The following is a 21,477-nucleotide window of genomic DNA, read 5'->3' on the forward strand; positions in this document are numbered from 1 at the left end:
AGGGGATCACGATGACAAATGACAATCCGGCACTTCTGGCCCTGCAATGGGGACAAGCGGGGCGCAAAGTGGCCCTTGCCACTGTGATCGAGACCTGGGGCTCCGCCCCGCGCCCGGTCGGCAGCCAATTGGTGATCGACATAGAGGGCGCGATGGAAGGCTCCGTCTCGGGCGGCTGTGTCGAAGGCGCGGTTGTGACGGCCGCGATTGACGCCATCGCGGCGGGTAAATCCGAAATCCTCGACTTCGGCGTCAGCGATGATGAAGCCTTCGCCGTGGGTCTGGCCTGTGGTGGCCAGATCAAGGTGCTGGTTCAGCCTGTGGGCGACGGCATGACGCAGGAAACCTTGCAAGCCTTGGCCGATGCGCGCGCCAAAGCCCAACCCATCGGTCTTGCCACTGACCTGACCACAGGCACCAGCCGGATCATCACCCCCGCAGACGCCCCCAACCGTTTCCGCCTCGACCGCTCCGGGATGGAGGATGACGGGTCCTTCATCACGATCCAGAACCCGCCCCTGCGGATGATCATCGTCGGTGCCGTGCATATCGCGCAGCCATTGGTTCAGATGGCGCGCGCCTGCGGCTATGCGCCCATTCTGATCGACCCGCGCGGGGCCTTTGGCTCTGCCGCCCGCTTCCCCGGTGAAACGATCATCGAGGATTGGCCGGATGAGGCGCTCGCCACCCTCAAACCCGATGCGCGCACTGCCATCGTGACGCTGACGCATGACCCGAAACTGGATGACCCCGCGATCATGACAGCCTTGCGGTCTGATGTCTTCTATCTGGGTTGTCTGGGATCAACCCGCACCCATGCCAAGCGCGTGGCACGGTTGCAGGATGCGGGGTTCACCGAGACCGAAATAGCCCGCATCCATGCGCCGGTCGGGCTGGATATCGGTGGCAGACAGCCTGCCGAAATCGCGGTCAGCATCATGGCGCAGATCACCCAAACCCTGCGGCAGGCCAGATGAAATTCGGACCCGTCCCTGTGGCCGAGGCGGAGGGCACAATCCTTGCCCATGCGATGCAGGCCGGGAGCCGCCGCTTGCCCAAGGGCAAGCTTTTGCAGAATGCTGACCTTATCGCTCTGCAAACGGCGGGCATTGCGCAGGTCATCGTCGCCCGCCTCGCCCCCGATGATCTGGACGAAGATGCGGCGGCCGCAAAACTTGCCCTCGCCTTGGCCGGAAATGAGGTCACCTGCAGCACTGCGGCGACAGGTCGCGTCAACCTGTTTGCACAGACAGCGGGGATCGTGGATCTGGATATCGGGGCAATCCATCGCTTCAACGCGATCAATCCGATGATCACCTTGGCGACCCTGCCGCAATATCACCGGGTCGCTGCGGGCAATATGGTGGCGACGATCAAGATCATCTCCTATGCCGTGCCGGGTGCGGATGTAGATCACGCGGTTGGGCTGGGTCAAGCGATCAAGGTTCTGCCACCGCTCTATCGGCGCGCCACGCTGATCGAAACCAGCCTGGGTCAGGACCCAGGTGACAAGGGGCGCGCGGCGCTGGGCAAGCGGCTGGCGCGGTTTGATGTGTCGCTGGATGACGAGATCATCGTATCACATGAAATCAATGCACTATCTAACGCTATTAACGGATCAGATGCAGAGATCATCTTTATCCTCACCGCCTCTGCCACATCGGATATCGACGATATCGGCCCCGCTGGCCTGCGTGCTGCTGGCGGCACGGTGACCCAATTTGGCATGCCCGTCGATCCCGGTAATCTGCTGTTTCTCGGCGATCTGCGCGGCAGGCCGGTCATCGGCCTGCCGGGCTGCGCGCGTTCACCCGCTCTCAACGGGGCGGATTGGGTGCTGGAACGTGTGATCTGCGGTCGCCCACCAAGCCCGCAGGATTTTGCGGCGATGGGCGTCGGTGGCCTGCTGAAAGAAATCCCCGACCGCCCGCAGCCGCGACGCGGCACGCGGTGATGCGGCAGTGCAGCGGAGTTTCCCTGTTCTCAGATCATCCGCGCCGTGCTTAACTCATCCCAGAACACAAATGAGATGGTGAGTTCGGGAGGAACAAATGGCATCTGTCACGATGAAGGTGAACGGCAAATCCGTGTCGAAAGAGGTGGAGGGCCGCACCCTTTTGGTCGACTTTCTGCGCAATGATCTGCGCCTGACCGGCACCCATGTCGGCTGCGACACATCGCAATGCGGCGCCTGTGTGGTGCATGTGAATGGCCAGTCAGTGAAATCCTGCGCGATCTTCGCTGTAGAGGTGGACGGAGCCGAGGTCGCCACCATCGAAGGGCAGGCCAATGCTGACGGATCGCTGAATGTCATCCAACAGGCGTTTCAGGATCACCACGGTCTGCAATGCGGGTTCTGCACGCCGGGCATGGTGATGACCGCCGCCGCCCTGCTGAAAGAGAATCCCAAACCGTCCGAGGCTGAGGTGCGCAGTTACCTGGAGGGGAATATCTGCCGCTGCACCGGATATCACAACATTGTCAAAGCGATCATGGCGGCCTCCGGTCAGGACGTTGCCGCCATCGCTGCTGAATAAAGATCAGGGAGAAACCGGGACGCGGGCTTTGTGCCGCCGTCCCATCGGGGAGGAATTGCAATGCCAAAAGATCATGGAATAGGCGCCAGCGACAAGCGGCGCGAAGACATCCGCTTTCTGACGGGTGCGGGTCACTACACCGATGATATCAAACATTACGGTGCGACCACAGCGGTGTTCTGCCGGTCCACCGTGGCACATGGGATCATCAAATCCATCGATACGTCAGAGGCGGAAAACATGCCCGGCGTGCTGGCCATTTTCACCGGCGCGGATTTCGCCGATGTGGGCGGCAACCCTGCGGGCTGGCTGATCAACAGCCGCGATGGCACGCCGATGAAGGAACCCAAACGCCCGGTGCTGGCGCATGGCAAGGTCCGCCATGTCGGTGACGCCTATGCCGCCGTGATCGCCGAAACCGAATTGCAGGCCCGCAATGCCGCCGAAGCCATCGTGGCGGATATCGAGGAACTGCCCGCCATCGTCGATATGGCTGCCGCCCTTGCCGGTGCCACCTATGTGCATGACGAGATCGCAACCAACCAATGTTTCGACTGGGGCTGGATCGAGGATAACCGCGCCGCCACCGATGCCGCGATCAAGGCGGCGCCGCATGTGACGACCTTGGAACTGGTGAATAACCGGCTGGTGCCCAATGCGATGGAACCGCGCTGTTCTATCGGGAATTACGACGCGGGCAACGACAGCTACGTCCTGCAAACCACATCGCAGAACCCGCATCTGACGCGCCTGCTGATTTCGGCCTTTGTCATGGGAATCCCCGAAAACAAACTGACCGTGATCGCGCCTGACGTGGGTGGCGGGTTCGGGTCGAAAATCTATCACTATGGTGAAGAGGCCTTGGTCCTCGCCGCCGCGCGCAAGATCGGCCGCCCGGTGAAATGGACCGCTGACCGGACAGAGGCTTTCCTGACCGACGCCCATGGCCGCGACCATGTGACGAAAATCGAACTCGCCTGCGAAAAGGACGGCACCTTTATCGCCTTCCGCACCGAAACCATGGCCAATGTGGGCGCTTATCTTTCGAATTTCTCGACCGCGACGCCGACCTTTCTGCATGGCACGCTGATGGCGGGGAATTACACCGTCCCCAATGTCTATGTGAACGTCAAAGCCGTGTTCACCAATACCGCCCCCGTCGATGCCTATCGCGGGGCCGGGCGGCCAGAGGCGACCTATTCCATCGAACGCGTCATCGACAAGGCTGCGCGCGAACTCGGGATCGACCCGATTGCGATCCGGCGCAAGAATTTCGTCAAGCCGGATCAATATCCGTTCACCAGCGCCGCCGGTCTTGAATACGATTCCGGCAATTATGATGCGCTGATGGATAGGCTGGAAGGCCACATCGACCGCGAAGGTTTCGCGCAGCGGCGCAAGGAAAGCGAGGCCAGGGGGATGCTCCGCGGTCTCGGCCTGAACGCCTATATCGAGGCTTGCGGGATCGCGCCGTCGAACCTTGTCGGTGTGCTGGGCAGCCGTGTTGGCCTGTATGACGCCGCCACCGTGCGGGTGAATGCCACCGGCAATCTGTCGGTCATGGTCGGTGCGCATAGCCACGGGCAGGGGCATGAGACTGTGTTCCCCCAGATCGTCGGCGAAATGCTGGGGATTGATCCTGCAAGTGTTGAGATCGTGCATGGCGATACGTCTAAAATCCCGTTTGGGATGGGCACCTATGGATCGCGCAGCCTTGCCGTCTGCGGGTCAGCCATGGTGCGGGCAACGGAAAAGATCATCGCCAAGGCCAAGAAGATCGCGGCCCATATGCTGGAAGCCTCTGCCGATGACGTGGATTTCAAGGATGGCCAGTTCACCATCAAAGGCACCGACAAATCCGTCAGCTTTGGCGAGGTCGCGTTGAAAGCCTATATCCCCCATAATTTCCCCATTGAGGATATCGAACCGGGGCTGGAGGAAACAGCGTTCTACGATCCCGCCAATTTCACCTATCCATCGGGCGCCTATGCCTGTGAGGTCGAGGTGGACCCCGACACCGGCAAGGTCCGGGTGGACCGTTTCATCGCAGTGGATGATTTCGGCAATATCATGAACCCGATGATCGTGACGGGGCAGGTGCATGGCGGCTTGGGTCAAGGCATCGGGCAAGCGCTGCTGGAAGGCGCGCGTTACGATGATGAGGGGCAATTGCTGTCCGCCAGCTATATGGATTACACCATGCCCCGCGCCGATGATCTGCCATTCTACACCGTCGATCACGCCAATGGCACGCCCTGCACGCATAACCCGCTGGGCGTGAAAGGCTGTGGTGAGGCGGGGGCGATCGGATCACCGCCCACAATCGTCAATGCCGTGGTCGATGCTTTGCAGTCGGCAGGCAAGAACGTCACCCATATCGACATGCCCCTGACGCCGCTGCGCGTCTGGGAAGCCATGTCCAACGCGTGAAGGAGAAGCAGAATGTATGCTTTTGACATTGAACGGCCCAGCAGCATCAAAGATGCGGTCGCTGCCCTGCAATCGGAAGGCGCGCAGGCCTTGGGCGGCGGGCAGACGCTGATCCCGACGCTGAAGGCACGGCTTGCCGCGCCAGAGGTGCTGATCAGCCTGACCGGCATTTCTGAGATGCAGGGCGTGTGCCTGTCCGACGATGGCGCGCTTTGCATCGGGGCGGGGACCACGCATGCGACCGTGGCCCGCGAAGCGGCGGCGCATTTCCCGGGGCTGGCGCAACTGGCGAGCCATATCGGCGACCCTGCCGTGCGCAACCGTGGCACTTTGGGCGGATCGCTGGCCAACAACGACCCCGCTGCCTGCTATCCGGCAGCGGTGCTTGGCACGGGTGCTGTGATCATCACCGACAAACGCCAGATCGCGGCGGATGAATATTTCCAAGGCATGTTCACCACCGCACTGGACGAGGGCGAAATCATCACCGAGGTCCGCTTTCCCATCCCGCAGAAATCGCATTACATGAAGTTCGTGCAGCCTGCATCGCGTTTCGCGCTGGTTGGCGTCTTCGTCGCGCAATATGCGGATCATGTGCGGGTCGCCGTGACCGGCGCATCGGAAGAAGGCGTGTTCCGCTGGCATGAGGCTGAAACCGCGCTGGGCGCGGATTTCTCGGCCAAGGCGCTCGACGGCCTCAGTGTCGCTGCAGATAATATGATCGGCGATCTGCACGGGTCTCCTGAATATCGCGCGCATCTGGTCAAGGTCATGACCGGGCGTGCGGTCGCTGCGGCCTGACTTGATCGGCGCGTTTCCGCCCGACCCCTGTGTTGGGCGGAACCTTCCGTATCCCTCAGTGTTATACCCATTAGCGACGCTCCTGTGAGCGGTTGTTATGATGAGGGTTTAAAATGCGCTATTCAAAATTAAAATCGACGACGTCTTTGGTCGTCAGCCTTGCATTGGTGACAACACCAATGTTCGCCCAACAGGCCGAGGTTGACGCCTGCGGCGATGCCCCCGAATTTCCCTGTCTCAGCGTCGATGGCGCGGTGATCGCAGATCAATCCGAATTTGATATGATGCAAGAGGCCATCGCCGCGGCCGAGGCCGAAGCGGCTCTTGCCGCCGAGGCAGAAGGTGCCGCCGCCGCAGAAGCTGCGGCCGCCGCCGAGGCTGAAGCTGCCGCCGCCGCAGAGGCTGAAGCTGCCGCCGCCGCAGAGGCTGAAGCCGCCGCTGCTGCTGCCGCCGAAGCAGAGGCCGCCGCAGCCGCTGCCGCCGCTGAAGAAGCCGCCGCCGCCGAGGCTGCCGCCAATGATGCAACGAACGCCGAGGCGCAGGCCGCTGCAGATGAGGCTGTCGCCGATGCTGCAGAAGCTGAATTGGAAGCCGGTCTCACAGCGGAAGCCGAAGCTGCCGCTGCCGCAGAAGCCCAAGCTGCCGCCGAAGCAGAAGCTCAGGCTGCCGCTGAAGCGGAGGCTCAAGCTGCTGCTGACGCTGAGGCGCAAGCTGCTGCTGAAGCGCAAGCTGCTGCAGAATCCGATGCTGCCCTTGCTGCGGAGCAAGATGCTGCCGCTGCGGAAGAAACGACCGCAGATGAAACCACTGCCACGGAAGATGCTGCCGCAGCAGAAGCGATGACAGATGAAGAACTTGCAGCAGAAGCCGCGGCTGAAAGCGAAGCCGCGACATCCGAGGCAGAAGCAGCAACCACCGCTGAAACAGAAGCGACTGCCGAGACAGAGGTAACACCGGAAGCCCAAGCCGCTGCTGAGGCCGAAGCTGGCGCTGAAGCGCAGGTCGAAGCGGAAGCTGCGCCACCTCTTGTCGAACCGACCACCGTGGAAGAGCAGATGGCTGCTCAGCCACAAACGCCCGAAGAAACGGTTGAAGAAGCACCGATTGAATCCGCCGCAGCTGCCGCCGAACTCGACACCGAAACGGCACCTGAGGGGGCTGAAGTTGAAACCGAAACGGTGACCGAGGAAACGGTACGCTCCAGCACGGAAGATTTTGCCAACAGCGTCACTGCGGAGCAGGCACCCGTTGTGGATAATGATGACCGCGACGGTCTGTCTACCTTCCAGAAGGCACTTCTCGTCGGTTTGGGCGCGGCTGTTGTCGGGACTGTCATGCGCAATGGTGACCGGGTCGTTTCCAATTCCGGCGACCGTGTCGTCGTGCAGCGGGGCGAAAATTTCGTCGTGCTGAAAGATGATGACGTGCTGCTGCGCCAGCCCGGCAATCAGGTTGAAACCCAGACGTTCAACGATGGATCAACCCGCAGCATCGTGCAGCGTGAAGATGGCAGCCGGATCATTACCATCCGTGGTGCTGACGGCACCGTCCAGCGTCGTGCGCGTCTGATGCCTGATGGCACGCAGGTCGAATTGTTCAATGACACTGTCGGCTCTGCCCCGGTCGTCGTGTCGCAGCTGCCACCCGCGCCCGTCTATTTCATGGAAACCGATCCGTCGCGGATCGACGTCACGACATTGCGTGAAGCATTGGCTGCACGTGAACGGCCTGCTGGATTTGATCGGACCTTCTCGCTTAATCAGGTGCGCTCGATTCAGGAAGTCCGCAGTCTCGCACCGGTGGTCGAACTCGATACGCTGACCTTTGCCTCCGGCTCGGCAGCGATTGCCAGCGATCAGGCCGAAGGTCTGACCGATCTCGGTCTCGCGATCACCGGGATCATCGAGAATGATCCAAGCCAGGTATTTCTGGTCGAAGGGCATACAGATGCGACTGGTCCGGCCTCGCTGAACCTTGCGCTGTCTGACCGGCGTGCGGAAACCGTGGCGCTGGCCCTGACGGAATTCTTTGGCGTGCCGCCGGAAAACCTGATCACCCAAGGTTACGGTGAAAGCTTCCTGAAGGTCGCAACGCTGCAATCCGAACGCGCCAACCGGCGTGTGGCGATCCGCAACATCACGACGCTGCTGCGGTAATCGCCAAGCATCTTTGAAACGACAAAGGGCGGCTCATTGAGCCGCCCTTTTTGCATATGTAGGGTGGTGAAATCACGCACCCGAGCGAATTACTTCGACATTGGCCCGATCAGCATGACCATCTGGCGGCCTTCCATCTTGGGGAAGTTTTCGACCTTGCCGGCTTCTTTCGTATCCTCGGCGACACGTTCCAGCAATTGCCGGCCCAGTTCCTGATGCGCCATTTCACGGCCACGGAAGCGCAGGGTGATCTTCACCTTGTCGCCATTCTCCAGAAATTTGAAAACGCTGCGCATCTTGACTTCGTAATCATGGGAATCCGTGTTCGGGCGGAACTTGATTTCCTTGATCTCGATAATCTTCTGCTTCTTGCGTGCTTCGGCTTCTTTTTTCTGGGTCTCGTATTTGAACTTGCCAAAGTCCATGATCTTGCAGACCGGCGGGACCGCATTTGGCGAAATTTCGACCAGGTCCAGCCCGGCTTCTTCGGCCATCTGCATGGCGCGCTCGGGCGTGACTACGCCGACGTTCTCGCCATCTGCACCGATAAGCCGGATTTCGGCCCCTCTGATCCGTTCGTTGATCCGGGGGCCTGTTTCGCGCTGGGGTGGCGCGTTGTGGGGTCTGCGTCCTATGGTCTTGATCCTTTGATTATTCCAGAATGTTGCAGCGGAAACTAAACCTGCTTTGGCCGCGCTTCAACCCGCTATCATGCAGTTTCGGGCTTATTTTGCAGGAAGGTTCCCTCTTCCACTTTAACGCGACTTCTGACATATCCCGCCACGGGGGCTGCTTGTGGCCCATCTCTATTGAAGAAGGACTAAGACCATGAGAGCTCTTGCAATCTTGATCATCGTGGCCGTCATCGGTTTCTTTGGCTACCAATCCGCTGTCGAAGGCCGCGGCCCAAATGCAGCCATCGGTGTACTGACAGGCGCAACTGCCGCTGCAGAACAAGCCGCCGCTGAACAGGCCGCCGCCGAGCAAGCTGCAGCTGAACAGGCTGCCGCAGAAGAAGCCGCCGCCGCCGAGGCAGAGGCCGCCGCTGCCGCCGAAGCAGAAGCACGTGCCGCTGCCGAAGCAGAAGCGCAAGCCGCTGCTGATGCCGCCGCCGCTGAAGCAGAGGCCGCTGCCGCCGCTGTCGAAGAAGCCATCGAAGACGCTGCCACCGCCACCGAGGACGCCATCGAAAACACGAGCGATGCGTTGGAAGATACCGGCGCGGATGTGGCTGCTTCTGCAGACGAGTTGCTGACCGTTGACGGCTTCGACGCCAATCAGGTGATTGCTCTGATCCAGGGTTCGAACCTTGGCGAGCAGGAAAAGACGACGCTGATTTCAGCTGTCACCGCCGCACAAAACAGCCCGACATTGCTGCAGCCGGTGCTGGAACGCATCAGTCAGGTGCTGGGCCAGTAAACCATCCCAAACTCACAAAGGCCGCCCTGTCAGGGCGGCCTTTTGCGTTGCAGGGTCTGATGGCGGATGATGCCGAAACCGGAAAAATTGCCAATTGGCAATTTGCCTAATTCACTTTCATTATCAACGACTTAAATCAGACGCTGCACAATCGGATACAGCTCTAGACTGAACCCAACCTGCGTTAATCGAGAAACGCTTTTTCAACGACATATTGCTGCGGATTGGAATTGGCGCCTTCGTTCAGGCCATAGCTTTCCAGCATTTCTTTCAGTTCCAGATTGAAGGCCAGATTGCCGCAGATCATCGCCCGGTCATTCTCAGCCGATATCACCGGCACGCCCAGATCGCGGAACGCTTCGCCCGAGCGCATCAGATCGGTGATCCGGCCCATCTTGGCGCTCTCTTCGCGTGTCGTGGTGGGGTAATATTTGATCTTTTTCCAGAACCCGTCGCCGATGACTTCATTGAGCAATTCATCACTTTTCAGCCCTTCGATCAGATCGCGGCCATAGGTCAGTTCGCCTGCTTCGCGGCACGTATGGGTGATGATGATCTCATCATAATCCTCATAGGTCTGCGGTTCGCGCAACAGCGAGGCGAAAGGCGCAAAGCCGGTGCCGGTCGCAAAGAACCATAGCCGTTTGCCGGGCAGCAGCGCGTCATGGACCAGCGTGCCCACTGGCTTGGGCCGCAGGATCAACCCGTCACCCACCGCGATATGTTGCAGTTTGGAGGTCAGCGGGCCGTCCTGCACCTTGATCGAATAAAACTCCAATTCCTCATCCCAGGACGGGGAGGCGATGGAATAGGCGCGCATGATCGGTTTGCGCTTGCCTGTGTTTGGGTCCTCATCGCCCATCAGCCCGATCATCACGAATTCGCCCGACCGGAACCGCATGGTGGCGGGGCGGGTGATGCGGAAGGAAAACAAACGGTCCGTATAATGCTGCACCGCTGTCACGGTCTGCATATCGGGCAATTGCGGGACGATTTTGGCGCTGGCGTGGTTCACGGGGCTCTGCTCTGTCATAGTTTACTCATGACCCATATAGGGCCATCCTCTGTCTAGTCATTGATCTGGGTCAGGGAAAGGGTCAGCCGCGCAAACGGGCCTGATAATGGTTCTGTTGCCAATCGGCACGGGCCAGCCATTGATCCTGCGGCTGGCGTTCTGCCATGGCATCGTCAATCTCGACCTCGTCGAAACCGGACCGGCGCGCCATCGCATATTGATCGGCCAAGACATGGCCGCGCGCGCGCAACCGGCCCTGAAATCCGGCGCGGCGCAGCATTGCGGCCAAGGTAAAGCCGCGCCCGTCAGCGAAGCTGGGGAAATCAATGCGGATCATCGGCGCATTGGTCAGCCGCGCCAATGTTGCCGGATCGGTGTCAGAGGGCAGATCAACAGCATAGCCCGCCGCATCAGGCAGGCTGTCGTCCAACACCTGAAAAGGCCCGGTCCAATCATCGGCGGCAAAGCCTGTGTCGGTCACAATAATGCTCATGGTTTTATCAAGGCGCAGGCCCTGTCCTCGCTTTGTTTCAAATACTCGTTCTTTCGGCCAAAGGCCGCACGATTTTGCCGTTTTCAAAGTGAATCCCGCATTCGGTCTTTTCACTGCCCCGCCACCGGCCTGCGCGCGGGTCTTCGCCTGCGCCAACGCGCGTGGTGCAAGGCCTGCACCCAATCGACGGATAGCCTTGTGCCACCAGCGGATGACGCGGCAGATCGTGTTTTTCGATATATGTGCGCAGGTCGTCTGTGCCCCAATTCGCGAGCGGGTTGATTTTGATCTTCGCGCCGTCTTTTTCATAAAAAGGCAATGTTGCGCGTTCGCCGTTCTGATACCGCTTGCGCCCGGTGATCCAGCCGTCGAACCCGTCCAATGCCTGCGCCAAAGGCCGCGCCTTGCGCAGATCACAGCAAGCATTGGGGTTGGCCTGATGCAGCAAACCGTCCACGTCTTCGCGCAGCACATCGTTGCGGTTGGGCGTGATCACCCGCAGATCGGTCAGGCCAAGGTGAAAGGCGACGCGCCGCTGATATTCGAGCGTTTCGGCAAACAGCATTTCGGTATCGAGAAAGATCACCGGCAGGTGCCGGTCGATCTGGGCGGCCATATGCAACAGAACAACGCTTTCCGCGCCAAAGGATGACACCATCGCCAGACGCCCCAATTGCGGGTCATGCAGCGCGTTGCGCAGGATTGTCGCGGCGTCGGATTGCTCCTGCACCGCCTCGGCCTGCCAGTCTGTGACTTTCTTATGCAGCATCGGCTTTATCCTCGCTTGGGTAAAGAATGGTTTTGAACGGGGTCAGACCCAGACGGCGATAGGTCTGCAAGAACGTCTCTTTCTTGCTGGCGCGCAGGTCGAGATAGCCTGTCACCAGCCGTTCAATCGCAGGCACGATCTCTTCTGCGCTGAAACCGGGGCCAGCACGTTCGCCGATTGTCGTGGTCTGTGTCCCGTCACCGCCCAGCGTGATCTGGTAGTTTTCCACACCCGCACGGTCGAGGCCCAGAATGCCGATATGGCCGACGTGGTGATGCCCGCAGGCATTGATGCAGCCGGAAATCTTGATCTTCAGCGGGCCGACGTCATGTTCGATCTTCAATTCATCGAACCGCGTGGCGATCTGCTGCGCGATGGGGATCGACCGCGCCGTTGCCAGCGCGCAATAATCCATGCCGGGGCAGGCGATGATATCGGACGCCAGCCCGATATTTGCCGTCGCCAGTTCGGCCTTGCGCAGCGCCGCATAAATGGCGGGAAGGTCGGATTGATGCACATGCGGCAGGATCACGTTCTGTTCGTGGCTGATCCGCAATTCGCCGTGGCCGTATTGCTCGGCCAGATCGGCCATCACACGCATCTGGTCGGATGTCGCATCGCCGGGCGTCGCGCCATGTTTCTTGATGCTGATCGACACGATGGCGTAGCCCGGTGCCTTATGCGCGGTCAGGTTGGTGTCGGTCCATGACCTGAAGGCAGGATTGGCCAGACGTGCAGCCTCATACCCATCACTGGATTTGGTCACAAAGGCGGGCGGGGCAAAGGATTTTTCAATCTCTGCCAGCAATTCCTGATCATAGCCGTTGAACCCTTCGCGGATCGCGACAAACCGTTCTTCAACCAGATCGCGTATCGTCTCGATCCCGTTTTCATGCAGGGTGATCTTGATCCGGGCTTTGTATTTATTGTCGCGGCGGCCCAGCAGGTTATAGACGCTGACGATGGCTTCGACATAGGCGAGAAGGTCCGACTTGGACACAAACTCGCGCAGCACCTTGCCGACCATCGGCGTGCGGCCAAGGCCACCGCCGACGATGACCTGATAGCCGATTTCACCCGCGTCATTGCGCACGACGACCAGACCGATGTCATGGGCGCGGGTCACGGCGCGATCCTCGGCCGCACCTGTCACCGCGATCTTGAACTTGCGCGGCAGGAACTGGAATTCGGGATGATCGGTGGACCATTGGCGCAGCAATTCAGCGATGGCGCGGGGGTCCTCGATCTCATCCGCGGCGGCACCGGCGAAATGGTCGGCGGTCACGTTGCGGATCGTGTTGCCGCTGGTCTGGATCGCATGCATGCCGACATCGGCCAAAGCCTCCAGCATATCCGGCACATCGCCGAGTTTCGGCCAGTTATACTGGATGTTCTGGCGCGTGGTAAAATGGCCATAGCCTTTGTCCCAACGGTCCGCGATCATGGCGAGCTGGCGCATCTGTGCCGGGTTCAGTGTGCCATAAGGCACCGCGACCCGCAGCATATAGGCGTGGAGTTGCAGATAAAGGCCATTCATCAGGCGCAGGGGCTTGAATTCATCCTCGGTCAGGGAGCCGTCAATGCGGCGTTCTACCTGCCCACGGAATTGCGCGACGCGGGTGCGTACGAAGGTTTCGTCAAAGTCGTTATAGATATACATAGGTTTCTTTCCGTCGCATCCCGGACTTGATCCGGGACCTTTGTCTGGCGTGGAGGTCCCGGATCAGGTCCGGGACTGCGTTTCAACTTGTTTGCCGTGCGGATAATTGGACGGGCCGGTGGTGCGGAACGCCTCGCGGAAATGCACGGGCTCCGGGCCATCATCACCCATGCGGGCATCGGCCAGATAGGGACCGGCAATTTCCGACGCCCGCGCGCGCGCCTGCAACAGGCGCAGATCGGCATGGGCCTCGTCCGTGATCAGTTCCGCCTCGGACATCAGCGGCGACCAGCGGTCATCCTCGGTCAGCCAGACGGCATCGCCTGCCAGCAGCGCATTGGCGGTGACGACTTTGGGGGTGAAACGGGGCATTATGCGAATTCCTTGATCTGGGTGGCCGCTGCCGCCGCATCGCGCGGGGCAAGACCGTAGAAGGTAACAACAGGGCCGGTCAGCGCGGCGCGGGTCAATGTGGGTTCGAGTTCCGCCAGACAGGTCGCGATCACACGCTGATCTGCTCGGCTTACGTTTTCGATGATCGTCACCGGTGTTGCCGGATCGGCGCCATGCATCAGCAGACGGCCCTGGATGAAACGGGCGGCTTTCTTACCCATATAGATGGCGGCAACTTCACCCGGCGTGGCTAGCGCGCGCCAGTCGTGATCGGCGTAACCTTTGGTATCATGGCCAGTGATGAACCGGACCGAGGAATTACGTCCCCGCTTGGTTAGGCTCTGCCCGATGCCGGCGACTGCAGCCGACGCGGCAGTGATCCCCGGCACGATAGTATAGGAAATACCTGCGTCACTTATCGCTTCGATTTCTTCATCCAAGCGGCCAAACACGGTTGGATCGCCAGCCTTGAGCCGCACCACATGATGCCCGTCCAGCGCATGTTGCACGATCAGCGCATTGATATCTTCCTGCGCCATCGCACGGCCAAAACCCTGTTTGCCCGCATCAATGATAATCGCCTCACGCCGCGCCAGTTCCAGTATCTCGCCTGTGACGAGATTGTCGTGGATCACCACATCGGCCTTATCCAGCGCCTTGCGCGCCTTGAGCGTCAGCAGTTCGGGATCACCGGGGCCAGCGCCGACCAGATCGACATGTCCCGCCTTGGCGCGCGCTGTGATGTGGTCATCCAACAGGCTTTCCAAAGCGGTGATCACGCCAACCGTGCCTTGATCAGACATCGCCTTTGGCCCACGCTGAAAATAGAAATCAGCCCAGAAATCGCGCCGTTTGCGGCCCATCGGCAGCACATCGACCGCATGGCGGAAGGTCTTGCCGATCCGCGCGAGGATACCAAGCGACACCGGCAACCGCGCCTCGATATCCGCCTTGATCGCGCGGGCGAGGACGGGGGCGGCACCTTCGGTCCCGATGGCCACGACCACAGGGTCGCGATCCACGATGGCGGGGGTGATGAACTGGCTGTCCGCCAGATTATCGACGATATTGACCAAAGCCCCATCGGCATGCGCGATGGCCGCAACGCGGGCATCCTCGGCGTCATCCTCATTGGCGGCATAAAACAGCGCAGCGCAAAGCGTATCGCCCGGTTCCATCGCACGCGCGATCACGCGCAATTTGCCTGCGGCGCGCCACGCGTCAATCTCGGGCGCGACTTCGGCGGCGATCACGGTCAGATGCGCCTCTGTCTTCATCAACAGGCGCAGCTTGGCCAAGGCGGCATCGCCACCACCGGACAGAACGATCCGACGACCGGCGACGGCAAGGAAGATGGGAAAGTGCTGCATAGTGCGTCCTTCGATTTCTTGCCTTCAACATAGAACATTATCCTGCTATTTGCTGCCCCCAGGCGTCACTAAAGGACATTCGTTCTGCGAGACGTGAAATTTGGACCATGCGTCCTGCAAAAACGGAGAAACAGGAATGGCCTTGCGGATCGACGCGACAGACCGGAAAATTTTGGCGGCTTTGCAGGCAGATGCAGCCCAGTCGCTCGATGATATCGCCAAGGCAGTCGGGTCCTCTAAAACCCCTGTCTGGAACCGAATCCGCAAGCTGCGAGAGGCAGGCGTGATCGGCCAGCAGACGGTGATTCTGGATGCTGAAAAACTGGGATTCGAGGCCTGTTTTTTCGTCCTGATCCGCACATCCGAACATGACAAGGACTGGCAGGCGCGGTTCCTTGCGGCGCTGAAATCCCGGCCCGAGGTGCAGGAGGCGCACCGTCTGGCGGGTGATATCGACTACATCCTCAAGGTCCGGGTCAAGAATGCGCGCGCCTATGACACGTTCTATCAGGCGCTGATATCAGAGGTGAAAGTGCATAATGTGACGGCCTTGCTGTCGATGGAGGAGATCAAATCCACCGTGGCGCTGCCGCTTTGACGGCGTGAAAATGCCGAAGAAATCGCCGGGTCCAGCGGTTCTTCGCGCAGGGTTTTGCACAAGGCTAATCGAGGTCTTAGGTGTTTGCTGACCGCGCAAAAGACCGCGTGGCAAACATGAACCAACCTAAGGAGATCGACATGACACGTATCACCCAGATCAGCGCGATTGCCGTTGCAGCCCTGTTTGCAGCAGCCCCTGTCACCGTGATGGCACAGGCCGAACCCGCCACGCCACCTGTCACGCAAGAGACCGCACCGATGGCCCAAGAGGTGAGCAGCGCCGAGATCGACGCCTTTGCCACCGCCTATGAAGATGTGATCGCGATCGATGCGGAATATGCGCCGCAATTGGAGCAGGAAACCGATCCGCAGGCCCAGCAGTTGTTGCTGGAAGAGGCCCAGATCGAAAAGGCCAGCGTGGTTGAGGCCGTCGATGGGATCACCGTTGATCGCTATGTCGAAATCCTGACCATGGCGCAGGCTGACCCTGAACTGACCGCGCAGATCGTGGAACGTCTGGAGCAGTAAGCCCCCCCTAGAATGACCAAAGCCCGCCATGGTTTGACCATGGCGGGCTTTTTTGCGCCTTGTGGCACATATCAGGGCAGGGTGGCGTCAAATTCCACCACATGACGATCATCAATGGTCGATGGCGTCACTGCGATTTTGGCATTGTTGATGCCGGGGCCGGAAAATTCGATCACGTTTTCCAGCGTTTCAACCTCGGCCGCGACAATCGTATAGCCGGCCTCGCGCAGGTCATCTTCCCAATCATCGATCAGCGCATCGACATCGGTCGCGGTGCTGAACGAAAACATCCGCAAGGATGACCCGATGGCGCGGTCGGTCAGAACCTCGATATCTTCGGGCATGACCAGCACTTCGGGCACCCAGCTTTGCGGGACCTCGTCATCCTGGGCGGCAACAAAGGTCGCAGATGTCACAAAGGCCGCTGCCAGACAGGTCAGCAGGGCAGGGGCGCGGGTCGCGAAGGCGAGCGTTTTTGTTTTCATGGCTTTGAAATAGGACATACCCTGCGATTTGACAACGCAAACCAATGTAAATTGATCATGATCCCGCCGAACCCGTTGTGACCATGAGCCGGGTCAGCCCATGGAAATGATAGACATCGCCATATTGCGGCGCGGCGGCCAGGGCGAGATCGGGGCAACGTGCGAACAGCACCTCCAGCGCGATCTTCAGCTCAAGCCGGGCCAGCGGCGCACCGACGCAAAAATGAATGCCACCGCCAAAGCTGGTGTTCTGCGGTCCCTTGCGGGCGGGATCGAATGTCGCCGGGTCAGCGTAAACCGCAGGATCGCGGTTCGCGGCCCCCAACAGACAGGCGATCTGGTCGCCGCGTTTGAAGTTTTGCCCGCAAATTTCCACATCTTCATAGACCCAGCGGGTGAACATATGAAGCGGTGGGTCATGGCGGATGATTTCCTCAACGCTTGCATCGCTGATGTCGCGGATATTCTGTTCCAGCAAAGTCTTGGTGCCATTGCCAAGGGTATGCACCGTCGCCTCGTGTCCGGCATTCAGCAGCAGGATACAGGTGGTGATCAACTCATCCGTGGTCAGTTTTTCGCCGTCTTCTTCTGCCGCGATCAGGGTCGAGATCAGGTCTTCGGCAGGTGTCTTGCGCCGGATGGCGATATAGCCACGCATGAAATCGGCAAATTCGGCAGAGGCCGTGATGGCAGCCGCTTCAATCTCGGGCGTGCGGCGGGCCTGATACATCGCCACCATCGCATTGGACCAGCGCAAAAGATCATCGGCACGATCCTCTGGCACACCCAACAGCCGCGCGATGGTGATCACCGGCACAGGTTGCGCATAGGCGGTCAGCAGATCGAAAGGCTCTGTTGGGAAACGATCGACCAGATCGTTGCACAGCTGCGTGATCTGTGGGGCAAGAGCGGCAATTGTGCGGCTGGTAAAGGCGCGCAGCACCAGACCGCGCAGGCGGGTATGGCGCGGCGGTTCGAGTTCTAGCATCGAATGCGCCTCGATATCGTAGAACGGACGCAGCGTATCAGGGATCTCTGGTGCCAGTTCGGGCGGGCATTCGCGCCCCATGCGCCGGTCGCGCAAAACGGCATGCACGGCCTTGTGCGAGACGGCGCAGGCCATGGCATATTCATCCCACCAGAAGAAATCGCCCGCCGCACGCGAGCTGTCGTAAAACGGATAGGGATTTTGAATAAAAACCGGGTCGGTCGGGGATTGTTGATATCTCTGCATGGCGCAGATGTGCCGTGCCTGTCGGGCTGATGCAAGAGGATGTTCGCTGCCTTTGTGGTGGCGCGCGCGCCGTTCCATCACAATACCGCGACGTTCTGACGCACGGTAAAGTAGTCTCCCTATGTTACGCTGCATGCAGTTGGATACCGCAGATGACCCGGGAAAGAGTCGCTTAATCGGTGCCTGATCAGCCAACAGGGAGGGGTGTTCATGGCAAAGTTGTCAATGAACGAAGACATTTTCGACCGTTCCGCCTATGAACACGCAAATCGCCAGATGCGATTGGTCGGACAGGAAATGGCACAGGATGCCGTATCGGTTCTGGCGCGCGAAGTGGTCAGGCGGCTCGCATTCCGGATGCCACGCACGGAAAAGACCGAAAATCTCCCCACGGCCACCGAGATTGACCTTCTCTGCGCCGCATTGCTGTCTGCAGATGACAAGGCTGCGGATCAATTCATCCTTGCTGCACGGCGCGACGGCGTGCAACCCGGTGCCATCAGCCGCGGCTATGTCGCCGGGGCGGCCCGCCAGCTGGGTGAAATGTGGGATGATGACCGGATTTCATTCATCGATGTGACGCTGGCCTGCGGTAAACTTTACGGCATTATCCGTGGTTTACGCCATGTTCTTGCACCGACGCTGGTCGAAGGCCGCGAAAGCCGCCCGGCGCTGTTCGCGTTGGTGCCGGGCGAGACACATACGCTCGGGATCGAAATCGCGACCGACCATTTCCGCCGCGATGGCTGGGAAGTGGATATGCTGATTGGCCTCGACCACGACAGCTTGTTGAACGAGGCGGACCGGCGGCATTATCAGGCCATCGTGCTGGTCGCCAATTCCGACCGCATGCTGGAACCGCTGACACGGTTGAGCCTTGCTCTGCGCATCACCCAGCCTTTGGCGCATCTGGTTGTGGCAGGCAGTATTCAGGATCATTACCCCGATATCCTGCATCTGGTCGGGGCCGAGGCGGTGATGTCCGATCTGGACTCCGCAATCGGCACGTTGCACGAGGTTCTGGGCGACAAGCCCGTCTAAGGGTCGCATTTTCCTGCGGAAAACACGATGCCTCCGGCGGGGATATTTGGGCTCGGAAGATGGGTCAGCTTGCCGCCAAGGCCGTGATGATCGGGCCAAAGTCAGCCGCTTTCAGGCTGGCGCCGCCCACCAATGCGCCGGTGACATGCGGCACGGCGAAAATTTCCGCCGCATTGCTGGCTTTGACCGAACCGCCATAGAGGATCCCGAAATCGGCGCCGTCGGCGAAGCGTTCTTTCAACCGGGCATGGATATGGCCATGCACTTCAGCGATCTGCTCGGTGCTGGGGACCTTGCCGGTGCCGATGGCCCAGACCGGTTCATAGGCGATGATCGTATTATCGGCATTGGCGCTGTCGGGGATCGATCCCGCGAGCTGGTCATCGATGATATCCAGCGTCGTGCCAGCGGCGCGGATGGCGAGCGTTTCGCCGATACAGATGATCGCGACAAGGCCCGCATCATGCGCGGCGCGGGTTTTGGCCGCGACATCATCGTCAGTTTCGCCATGATCGCTGCGCCGTTCGGAATGGCCGGTCAGCACGTAAGTCGCGCCCGCATCCGTCAGCATCTGGGCAGAGATATCGCCGGTATGCGCGCCATGTGTCGCGGCATGGCAATCCTGCCCGCCGATGGCCACAGACAGATCGCCTGCGGCAGCGATCAGCGTCGCGGGCAGGCAAATGAGCACATCGACGCCTTCGTTTGCGGGCAGGTTTTCAAGTGTGGTCAGATCGGCGCGCAGCCCGTTCATCTTCCAGTTTCCGGCGGCGAGTTTGCGGCGCATCTGTCTTCCTTTGGTCAGCGTGACGCGAGATCGTCAGCAAATTTGATCGATTCCCCGCAGCCGCAGGCATCGACCACATTGGGGTTGCGGAATTTGAAGCCGGATTCGAGCAGGGAGGTTTCATAATCAATCTCGGTCCCGAACAGGAACATCTGCGCCATGGGCGCGATCATCACCCGCGCGCCGTTCTGTTCGACGACCTCATCCAGCGGATCGACCTCGGTCACGTAGTTCATCGTATATTCCATCCCCGCGCAGCCGCCCTTTTTGATGCCGATCCGCAGGCCCTGATGGCCGTCCTTGGCCATCAGCCGGGCGATCTGGGTCGCGGCTTTATCGGTGATGCTGACAGCTTGTTTGCCGGGAATGCCGAACATGGGGATACCTCTTTGGTCGATACAGCTAACCTAGGGGCTTTGCGGCAGGATTCCAACCGCTGGCAGCGTGGCAAGCACAGCAATCGTGCCATAGCCGAACAGCAAGGCCCAGCCGAAAGAGGCCAAAGTGCCGATGATCACATATTCGCCAGCGCTTTGATCCTTGGCCGTGGTGTCAAAGCGCAGGATCGATTTCGCTGCGATCAGAAAGCCCACACCGCTGGGCTGGCCGACCAACAGCAGCAGAAAGATCAGCCCGCGTTCCAGAATGCCGATCAAGGCGCCGCCATTCTGCAAGCCTTTGGGCAGGTCGCTGTTCGCCCAAGGTTGCATCAGTAGACCAATGGCAAAGCCGCCCGCGCGGGTGGTCAGGATCAGACCTGACGTGATGACCATCAGCCCCGGCAGCCATACGAGATCGGCCCAGAGCCCTGCCTGCCACAGCCCGGGTGCAAGGATTGCTGCGATGATCAACGTGATCAGATGCGCGATTTGATCGATCAGAAAGGCCGCAAGACCACCCCGATGCGGCGCAAAGGTCTTGATGATGTCGATCACCAGATGCGCCAGCGCCAGTGCCAGCAAGGGCCATGCTGTCACCTGCCCGGTGGCCGCTTGCAGGGTGATCACCACCACCACCGCATGCAGCAACAGTACCTGCGGTTTGCGTTTATGCGCGACCATCCAGTTTGTCTGCAGCACGAAATCCGCCAGCACATGGGCAAAAAGCAAGGCGGCGAATGTTTCCATCATGGGGCGGCATCCAAGGGCAGGTGGCGCATCGCGGCGCGGGCTTTGTCGAAAGCGCCGAAACCGGCGCTCGCCAGCCGGTTTTGCACCGCTTGTCTTGTGATGCCAAGATGTGCCGCGATGTCATCCTGCGTTTTCGCCGGGCCCAGCAGCGCCAAGGCCACGGCCTGCGCCTGTGCAGCGGTCCAGCGGGCAATGATATGGTCGGTCATATCGATAATGGCGGCCTGCGCCGGACCAAGATTCGCCATTGCGATCCGGGCGGTGCGCGGCATCTTGTCCAGCTGATCACCGGCCATGAAAAACGCTGGCCCATTGGCATCGGCCAGATCGCGGCTGCCGAGTGTGTCGACCGGCGCAATCGCGGCCGATATCCTTGTGTCGAGCCTGCTTTGCCCGGCACGCAGGCGTGCGATGATGTAAAGGATCGCGTCGAAACATTGGCTTGGGTCGGTCAGCACGACCTGCCAGCCATCGCCGCGGTTGCGGGTAAAGCGCAGGTCAAGGTCCTGATGCTGGCCAAAATCAGCGGCGGCCTGTTGCAGGATGGCAAAAGACTGCTCCAGCGCCTGCGGCGGGGCTTTGCGGGATCTGACGATATCCCCGGTCAGGACGGCAATGTTCTCAGACAT

23 protein-coding genes are annotated in these 21,477 nt (G+C 60.1%); 10 read left to right on the top strand and 13 right to left on the bottom strand.

The genetic code is table 11. The features are described from left to right. Positions 1-11: 11 nt before the first annotated feature. The 6 genes from VOY09_RS06120 to VOY09_RS06145 all read left to right on the top strand — a co-directional run bounded on the left by VOY09_RS06120 (position 12) and on the right by VOY09_RS06145 (position 7,924). A complete protein-coding gene (locus tag VOY09_RS06120) occupies positions 12-977 on the top strand; it encodes an XdhC family protein (RefSeq protein WP_322893516.1) in 966 nt (321 codons plus the stop codon). After that, on the top strand, positions 974-1,954 hold the full coding sequence (locus tag VOY09_RS06125; RefSeq protein WP_322893517.1) for a molybdopterin-binding protein: 981 nt from the start codon (positions 974-976) through the stop codon (positions 1,952-1,954). The genes VOY09_RS06120 and VOY09_RS06125 overlap by 4 nt, the downstream gene beginning before the upstream one ends. 97 nt (positions 1,955-2,051) lie before the next feature. Next, complete coding sequence (locus VOY09_RS06130; RefSeq protein ID WP_322893518.1) at positions 2,052-2,537, top strand: (2Fe-2S)-binding protein; 486 nt, start codon at positions 2,052-2,054, stop codon at positions 2,535-2,537. A gap of 60 nt (positions 2,538-2,597) precedes the next feature. Further along, positions 2,598-4,967, top strand: coding sequence for a xanthine dehydrogenase family protein molybdopterin-binding subunit (locus VOY09_RS06135; RefSeq protein WP_322893519.1), 2,370 nt, complete (start codon positions 2,598-2,600; stop codon positions 4,965-4,967). Positions 4,968-4,979: 12 nt separating this feature from the next. Continuing rightward, positions 4,980-5,768 carry a xanthine dehydrogenase family protein subunit M gene (locus VOY09_RS06140; protein WP_322893520.1) on the top strand — a complete coding sequence of 263 codons (789 nt, stop codon included), beginning with the start codon at positions 4,980-4,982 and terminating at the stop codon, positions 5,766-5,768. 113 nt (positions 5,769-5,881) lie between these two features. Then, entirely contained in the window at positions 5,882-7,924 is a 2,043-nt protein-coding gene (locus VOY09_RS06145; protein ID WP_322893521.1) for an OmpA family protein, read from the top strand. Positions 7,925-8,013: 89 nt separating this feature from the next. Here the strand turns inward: VOY09_RS06145 and infC are convergent, their stop codons facing one another. Further along, positions 8,014-8,559 (bottom strand): translation initiation factor IF-3, encoded by a 546-nt coding sequence (infC, locus tag VOY09_RS06150; RefSeq protein ID WP_416236736.1) that lies wholly within the window; start codon positions 8,557-8,559, stop codon positions 8,014-8,016. Positions 8,560-8,752: 193 nt separating this feature from the next. Here infC and VOY09_RS06155 point away from each other — a divergent pair, with 193 nt between their 5' ends. Continuing rightward, complete coding sequence (locus VOY09_RS06155; protein ID WP_322893522.1) at positions 8,753-9,343, top strand: hypothetical protein; 591 nt, start codon at positions 8,753-8,755, stop codon at positions 9,341-9,343. Positions 9,344-9,527: 184 nt separating this feature from the next. On the opposite strand, the gene VOY09_RS06160 is transcribed toward VOY09_RS06155, so the two are convergent. From VOY09_RS06160 to cysG, 6 genes are all read right to left on the bottom strand, one after another. Then, positions 9,528-10,376 (bottom strand): ferredoxin--NADP reductase, encoded by an 849-nt coding sequence (locus tag VOY09_RS06160; RefSeq protein WP_322893523.1) that lies wholly within the window; start codon positions 10,374-10,376, stop codon positions 9,528-9,530. A 64-nt stretch (positions 10,377-10,440) separates the two neighbouring features. Continuing rightward, a complete protein-coding gene (locus VOY09_RS06165) occupies positions 10,441-10,851 on the bottom strand; it encodes a DUF934 domain-containing protein (RefSeq protein ID WP_322893524.1) in 411 nt (136 codons plus the stop codon). Positions 10,852-10,888: 37 nt separating this feature from the next. After that, positions 10,889-11,620, bottom strand: a complete 732-nt coding sequence (locus tag VOY09_RS06170) for a phosphoadenylyl-sulfate reductase (protein ID WP_322893525.1) — start codon at positions 11,618-11,620, stop codon at positions 10,889-10,891. After that, positions 11,610-13,280 (bottom strand): nitrite/sulfite reductase, encoded by a 1,671-nt coding sequence (locus VOY09_RS06175; protein ID WP_322893526.1) that lies wholly within the window; start codon positions 13,278-13,280, stop codon positions 11,610-11,612. Before VOY09_RS06175 ends, VOY09_RS06170 begins: the two co-directional genes overlap by 11 nt. 63 nt (positions 13,281-13,343) lie before the next feature. Then, entirely contained in the window at positions 13,344-13,652 is a 309-nt protein-coding gene (locus tag VOY09_RS06180) for a DUF2849 domain-containing protein (RefSeq protein ID WP_322893527.1), read from the bottom strand. Further along, entirely contained in the window at positions 13,652-15,043 is a 1,392-nt protein-coding gene (gene cysG / locus VOY09_RS06185; protein ID WP_322893528.1) for a siroheme synthase CysG, read from the bottom strand. The genes VOY09_RS06180 and cysG overlap by 1 nt, the downstream gene beginning before the upstream one ends. A 136-nt stretch (positions 15,044-15,179) precedes the next feature. Here cysG and VOY09_RS06190 point away from each other — a divergent pair, with 136 nt between their 5' ends. Then, complete coding sequence (locus VOY09_RS06190) at positions 15,180-15,641, top strand: Lrp/AsnC family transcriptional regulator (RefSeq protein ID WP_322893529.1); 462 nt, start codon at positions 15,180-15,182, stop codon at positions 15,639-15,641. Between the two features lie 140 nt (positions 15,642-15,781). Beyond that, complete coding sequence (locus VOY09_RS06195; protein WP_322893530.1) at positions 15,782-16,171, top strand: DUF4168 domain-containing protein; 390 nt, start codon at positions 15,782-15,784, stop codon at positions 16,169-16,171. Positions 16,172-16,242: 71 nt separating this feature from the next. Here VOY09_RS06195 and VOY09_RS06200 read toward each other — a convergent pair whose 3' ends face one another. Further along, complete coding sequence (locus VOY09_RS06200; protein WP_322893531.1) at positions 16,243-16,674, bottom strand: hypothetical protein; 432 nt, start codon at positions 16,672-16,674, stop codon at positions 16,243-16,245. A 37-nt stretch (positions 16,675-16,711) separates the two neighbouring features. Next, positions 16,712-17,890, bottom strand: coding sequence for a cytochrome P450 (locus VOY09_RS06205; RefSeq protein ID WP_322893532.1), 1,179 nt, complete (start codon positions 17,888-17,890; stop codon positions 16,712-16,714). Between the two features lie 210 nt (positions 17,891-18,100). Between VOY09_RS06205 and VOY09_RS06210 the strand changes: the two genes are divergently transcribed. Continuing rightward, on the top strand, positions 18,101-18,931 hold the full coding sequence (locus VOY09_RS06210; RefSeq protein ID WP_322893533.1) for a cobalamin-binding protein: 831 nt from the start codon (positions 18,101-18,103) through the stop codon (positions 18,929-18,931). A gap of 64 nt (positions 18,932-18,995) precedes the next feature. On the opposite strand, the gene tpiA is transcribed toward VOY09_RS06210, so the two are convergent. From tpiA to VOY09_RS06230, 4 genes are read right to left on the bottom strand one after another with little or no spacing between them, the layout of a single operon-like run. Next, the gene (tpiA, locus tag VOY09_RS06215) at positions 18,996-19,718 is read right to left on the bottom strand and encodes a triose-phosphate isomerase (RefSeq protein WP_322893534.1); all 723 of its coding nucleotides are present in this window, start codon (positions 19,716-19,718) and stop codon (positions 18,996-18,998) included. 14 nt (positions 19,719-19,732) lie between these two features. Next, positions 19,733-20,095, bottom strand: coding sequence for an iron-sulfur cluster assembly accessory protein (locus tag VOY09_RS06220; RefSeq protein WP_322893535.1), 363 nt, complete (start codon positions 20,093-20,095; stop codon positions 19,733-19,735). Between the two features lie 30 nt (positions 20,096-20,125). Continuing rightward, positions 20,126-20,848: a DUF3307 domain-containing protein gene (locus VOY09_RS06225; RefSeq protein WP_322893536.1), complete on the bottom strand. Its 723-nt coding sequence runs from the start codon at positions 20,846-20,848 to the stop codon at positions 20,126-20,128. After that, on the bottom strand, positions 20,845-21,477 hold the full coding sequence (locus VOY09_RS06230; RefSeq protein ID WP_322893537.1) for a hypothetical protein: 633 nt from the start codon (positions 21,475-21,477) through the stop codon (positions 20,845-20,847). Before VOY09_RS06230 ends, VOY09_RS06225 begins: the two co-directional genes overlap by 4 nt.

The organism is Yoonia sp. 67-2, from assembly GCF_035117555.1.
Taxonomy (GTDB): Bacteria; Pseudomonadota; Alphaproteobacteria; order Rhodobacterales; family Rhodobacteraceae; genus Yoonia.

What these genes read in the sequence shown, in the direction of transcription:
- VOY09_RS06120 (WP_322893516.1), top strand. Translation starts at nt 12, where the DNA reads ATGACAAATGACAATCCGGCACTTCTGGCCCTGCAATGGGGACAAGCG.
- VOY09_RS06125 (WP_322893517.1), top strand. Translation starts at nt 974, where the DNA reads ATGAAATTCGGACCCGTCCCTGTGGCCGAGGCGGAGGGCACAATCCTT.
- VOY09_RS06130 (WP_322893518.1), top strand. Translation starts at nt 2,052, where the DNA reads ATGGCATCTGTCACGATGAAGGTGAACGGCAAATCCGTGTCGAAAGAG.
- VOY09_RS06135 (WP_322893519.1), top strand. Translation starts at nt 2,598, where the DNA reads ATGCCAAAAGATCATGGAATAGGCGCCAGCGACAAGCGGCGCGAAGAC.
- VOY09_RS06140 (WP_322893520.1), top strand. Translation starts at nt 4,980, where the DNA reads ATGTATGCTTTTGACATTGAACGGCCCAGCAGCATCAAAGATGCGGTC.
- VOY09_RS06145 (WP_322893521.1), top strand. Translation starts at nt 5,882, where the DNA reads ATGCGCTATTCAAAATTAAAATCGACGACGTCTTTGGTCGTCAGCCTT.
- VOY09_RS06155 (WP_322893522.1), top strand. Translation starts at nt 8,753, where the DNA reads ATGAGAGCTCTTGCAATCTTGATCATCGTGGCCGTCATCGGTTTCTTT.
- VOY09_RS06160 (WP_322893523.1), bottom strand. Translation starts at nt 10,376, where the DNA reads ATGACAGAGCAGAGCCCCGTGAACCACGCCAGCGCCAAAATCGTCCCG.
- VOY09_RS06165 (WP_322893524.1), bottom strand. Translation starts at nt 10,851, where the DNA reads ATGAGCATTATTGTGACCGACACAGGCTTTGCCGCCGATGATTGGACC.
- VOY09_RS06170 (WP_322893525.1), bottom strand. Translation starts at nt 11,620, where the DNA reads ATGCTGCATAAGAAAGTCACAGACTGGCAGGCCGAGGCGGTGCAGGAG.
- VOY09_RS06175 (WP_322893526.1), bottom strand. Translation starts at nt 13,280, where the DNA reads ATGTATATCTATAACGACTTTGACGAAACCTTCGTACGCACCCGCGTC.
- VOY09_RS06180 (WP_322893527.1), bottom strand. Translation starts at nt 13,652, where the DNA reads ATGCCCCGTTTCACCCCCAAAGTCGTCACCGCCAATGCGCTGCTGGCA.
- cysG (WP_322893528.1), bottom strand. Translation starts at nt 15,043, where the DNA reads ATGCAGCACTTTCCCATCTTCCTTGCCGTCGCCGGTCGTCGGATCGTT.
- VOY09_RS06190 (WP_322893529.1), top strand. Translation starts at nt 15,180, where the DNA reads ATGGCCTTGCGGATCGACGCGACAGACCGGAAAATTTTGGCGGCTTTG.
- VOY09_RS06195 (WP_322893530.1), top strand. Translation starts at nt 15,782, where the DNA reads ATGACACGTATCACCCAGATCAGCGCGATTGCCGTTGCAGCCCTGTTT.
- VOY09_RS06200 (WP_322893531.1), bottom strand. Translation starts at nt 16,674, where the DNA reads ATGTCCTATTTCAAAGCCATGAAAACAAAAACGCTCGCCTTCGCGACC.
- VOY09_RS06205 (WP_322893532.1), bottom strand. Translation starts at nt 17,890, where the DNA reads ATGCAGAGATATCAACAATCCCCGACCGACCCGGTTTTTATTCAAAAT.
- VOY09_RS06210 (WP_322893533.1), top strand. Translation starts at nt 18,101, where the DNA reads ATGGCAAAGTTGTCAATGAACGAAGACATTTTCGACCGTTCCGCCTAT.
- tpiA (WP_322893534.1), bottom strand. Translation starts at nt 19,718, where the DNA reads ATGCGCCGCAAACTCGCCGCCGGAAACTGGAAGATGAACGGGCTGCGC.
- VOY09_RS06220 (WP_322893535.1), bottom strand. Translation starts at nt 20,095, where the DNA reads ATGTTCGGCATTCCCGGCAAACAAGCTGTCAGCATCACCGATAAAGCC.
- VOY09_RS06225 (WP_322893536.1), bottom strand. Translation starts at nt 20,848, where the DNA reads ATGATGGAAACATTCGCCGCCTTGCTTTTTGCCCATGTGCTGGCGGAT.
- VOY09_RS06230 (WP_322893537.1), bottom strand. Translation starts at nt 21,477, where the DNA reads ATGTCTGAGAACATTGCCGTCCTGACCGGGGATATCGTCAGATCCCGC.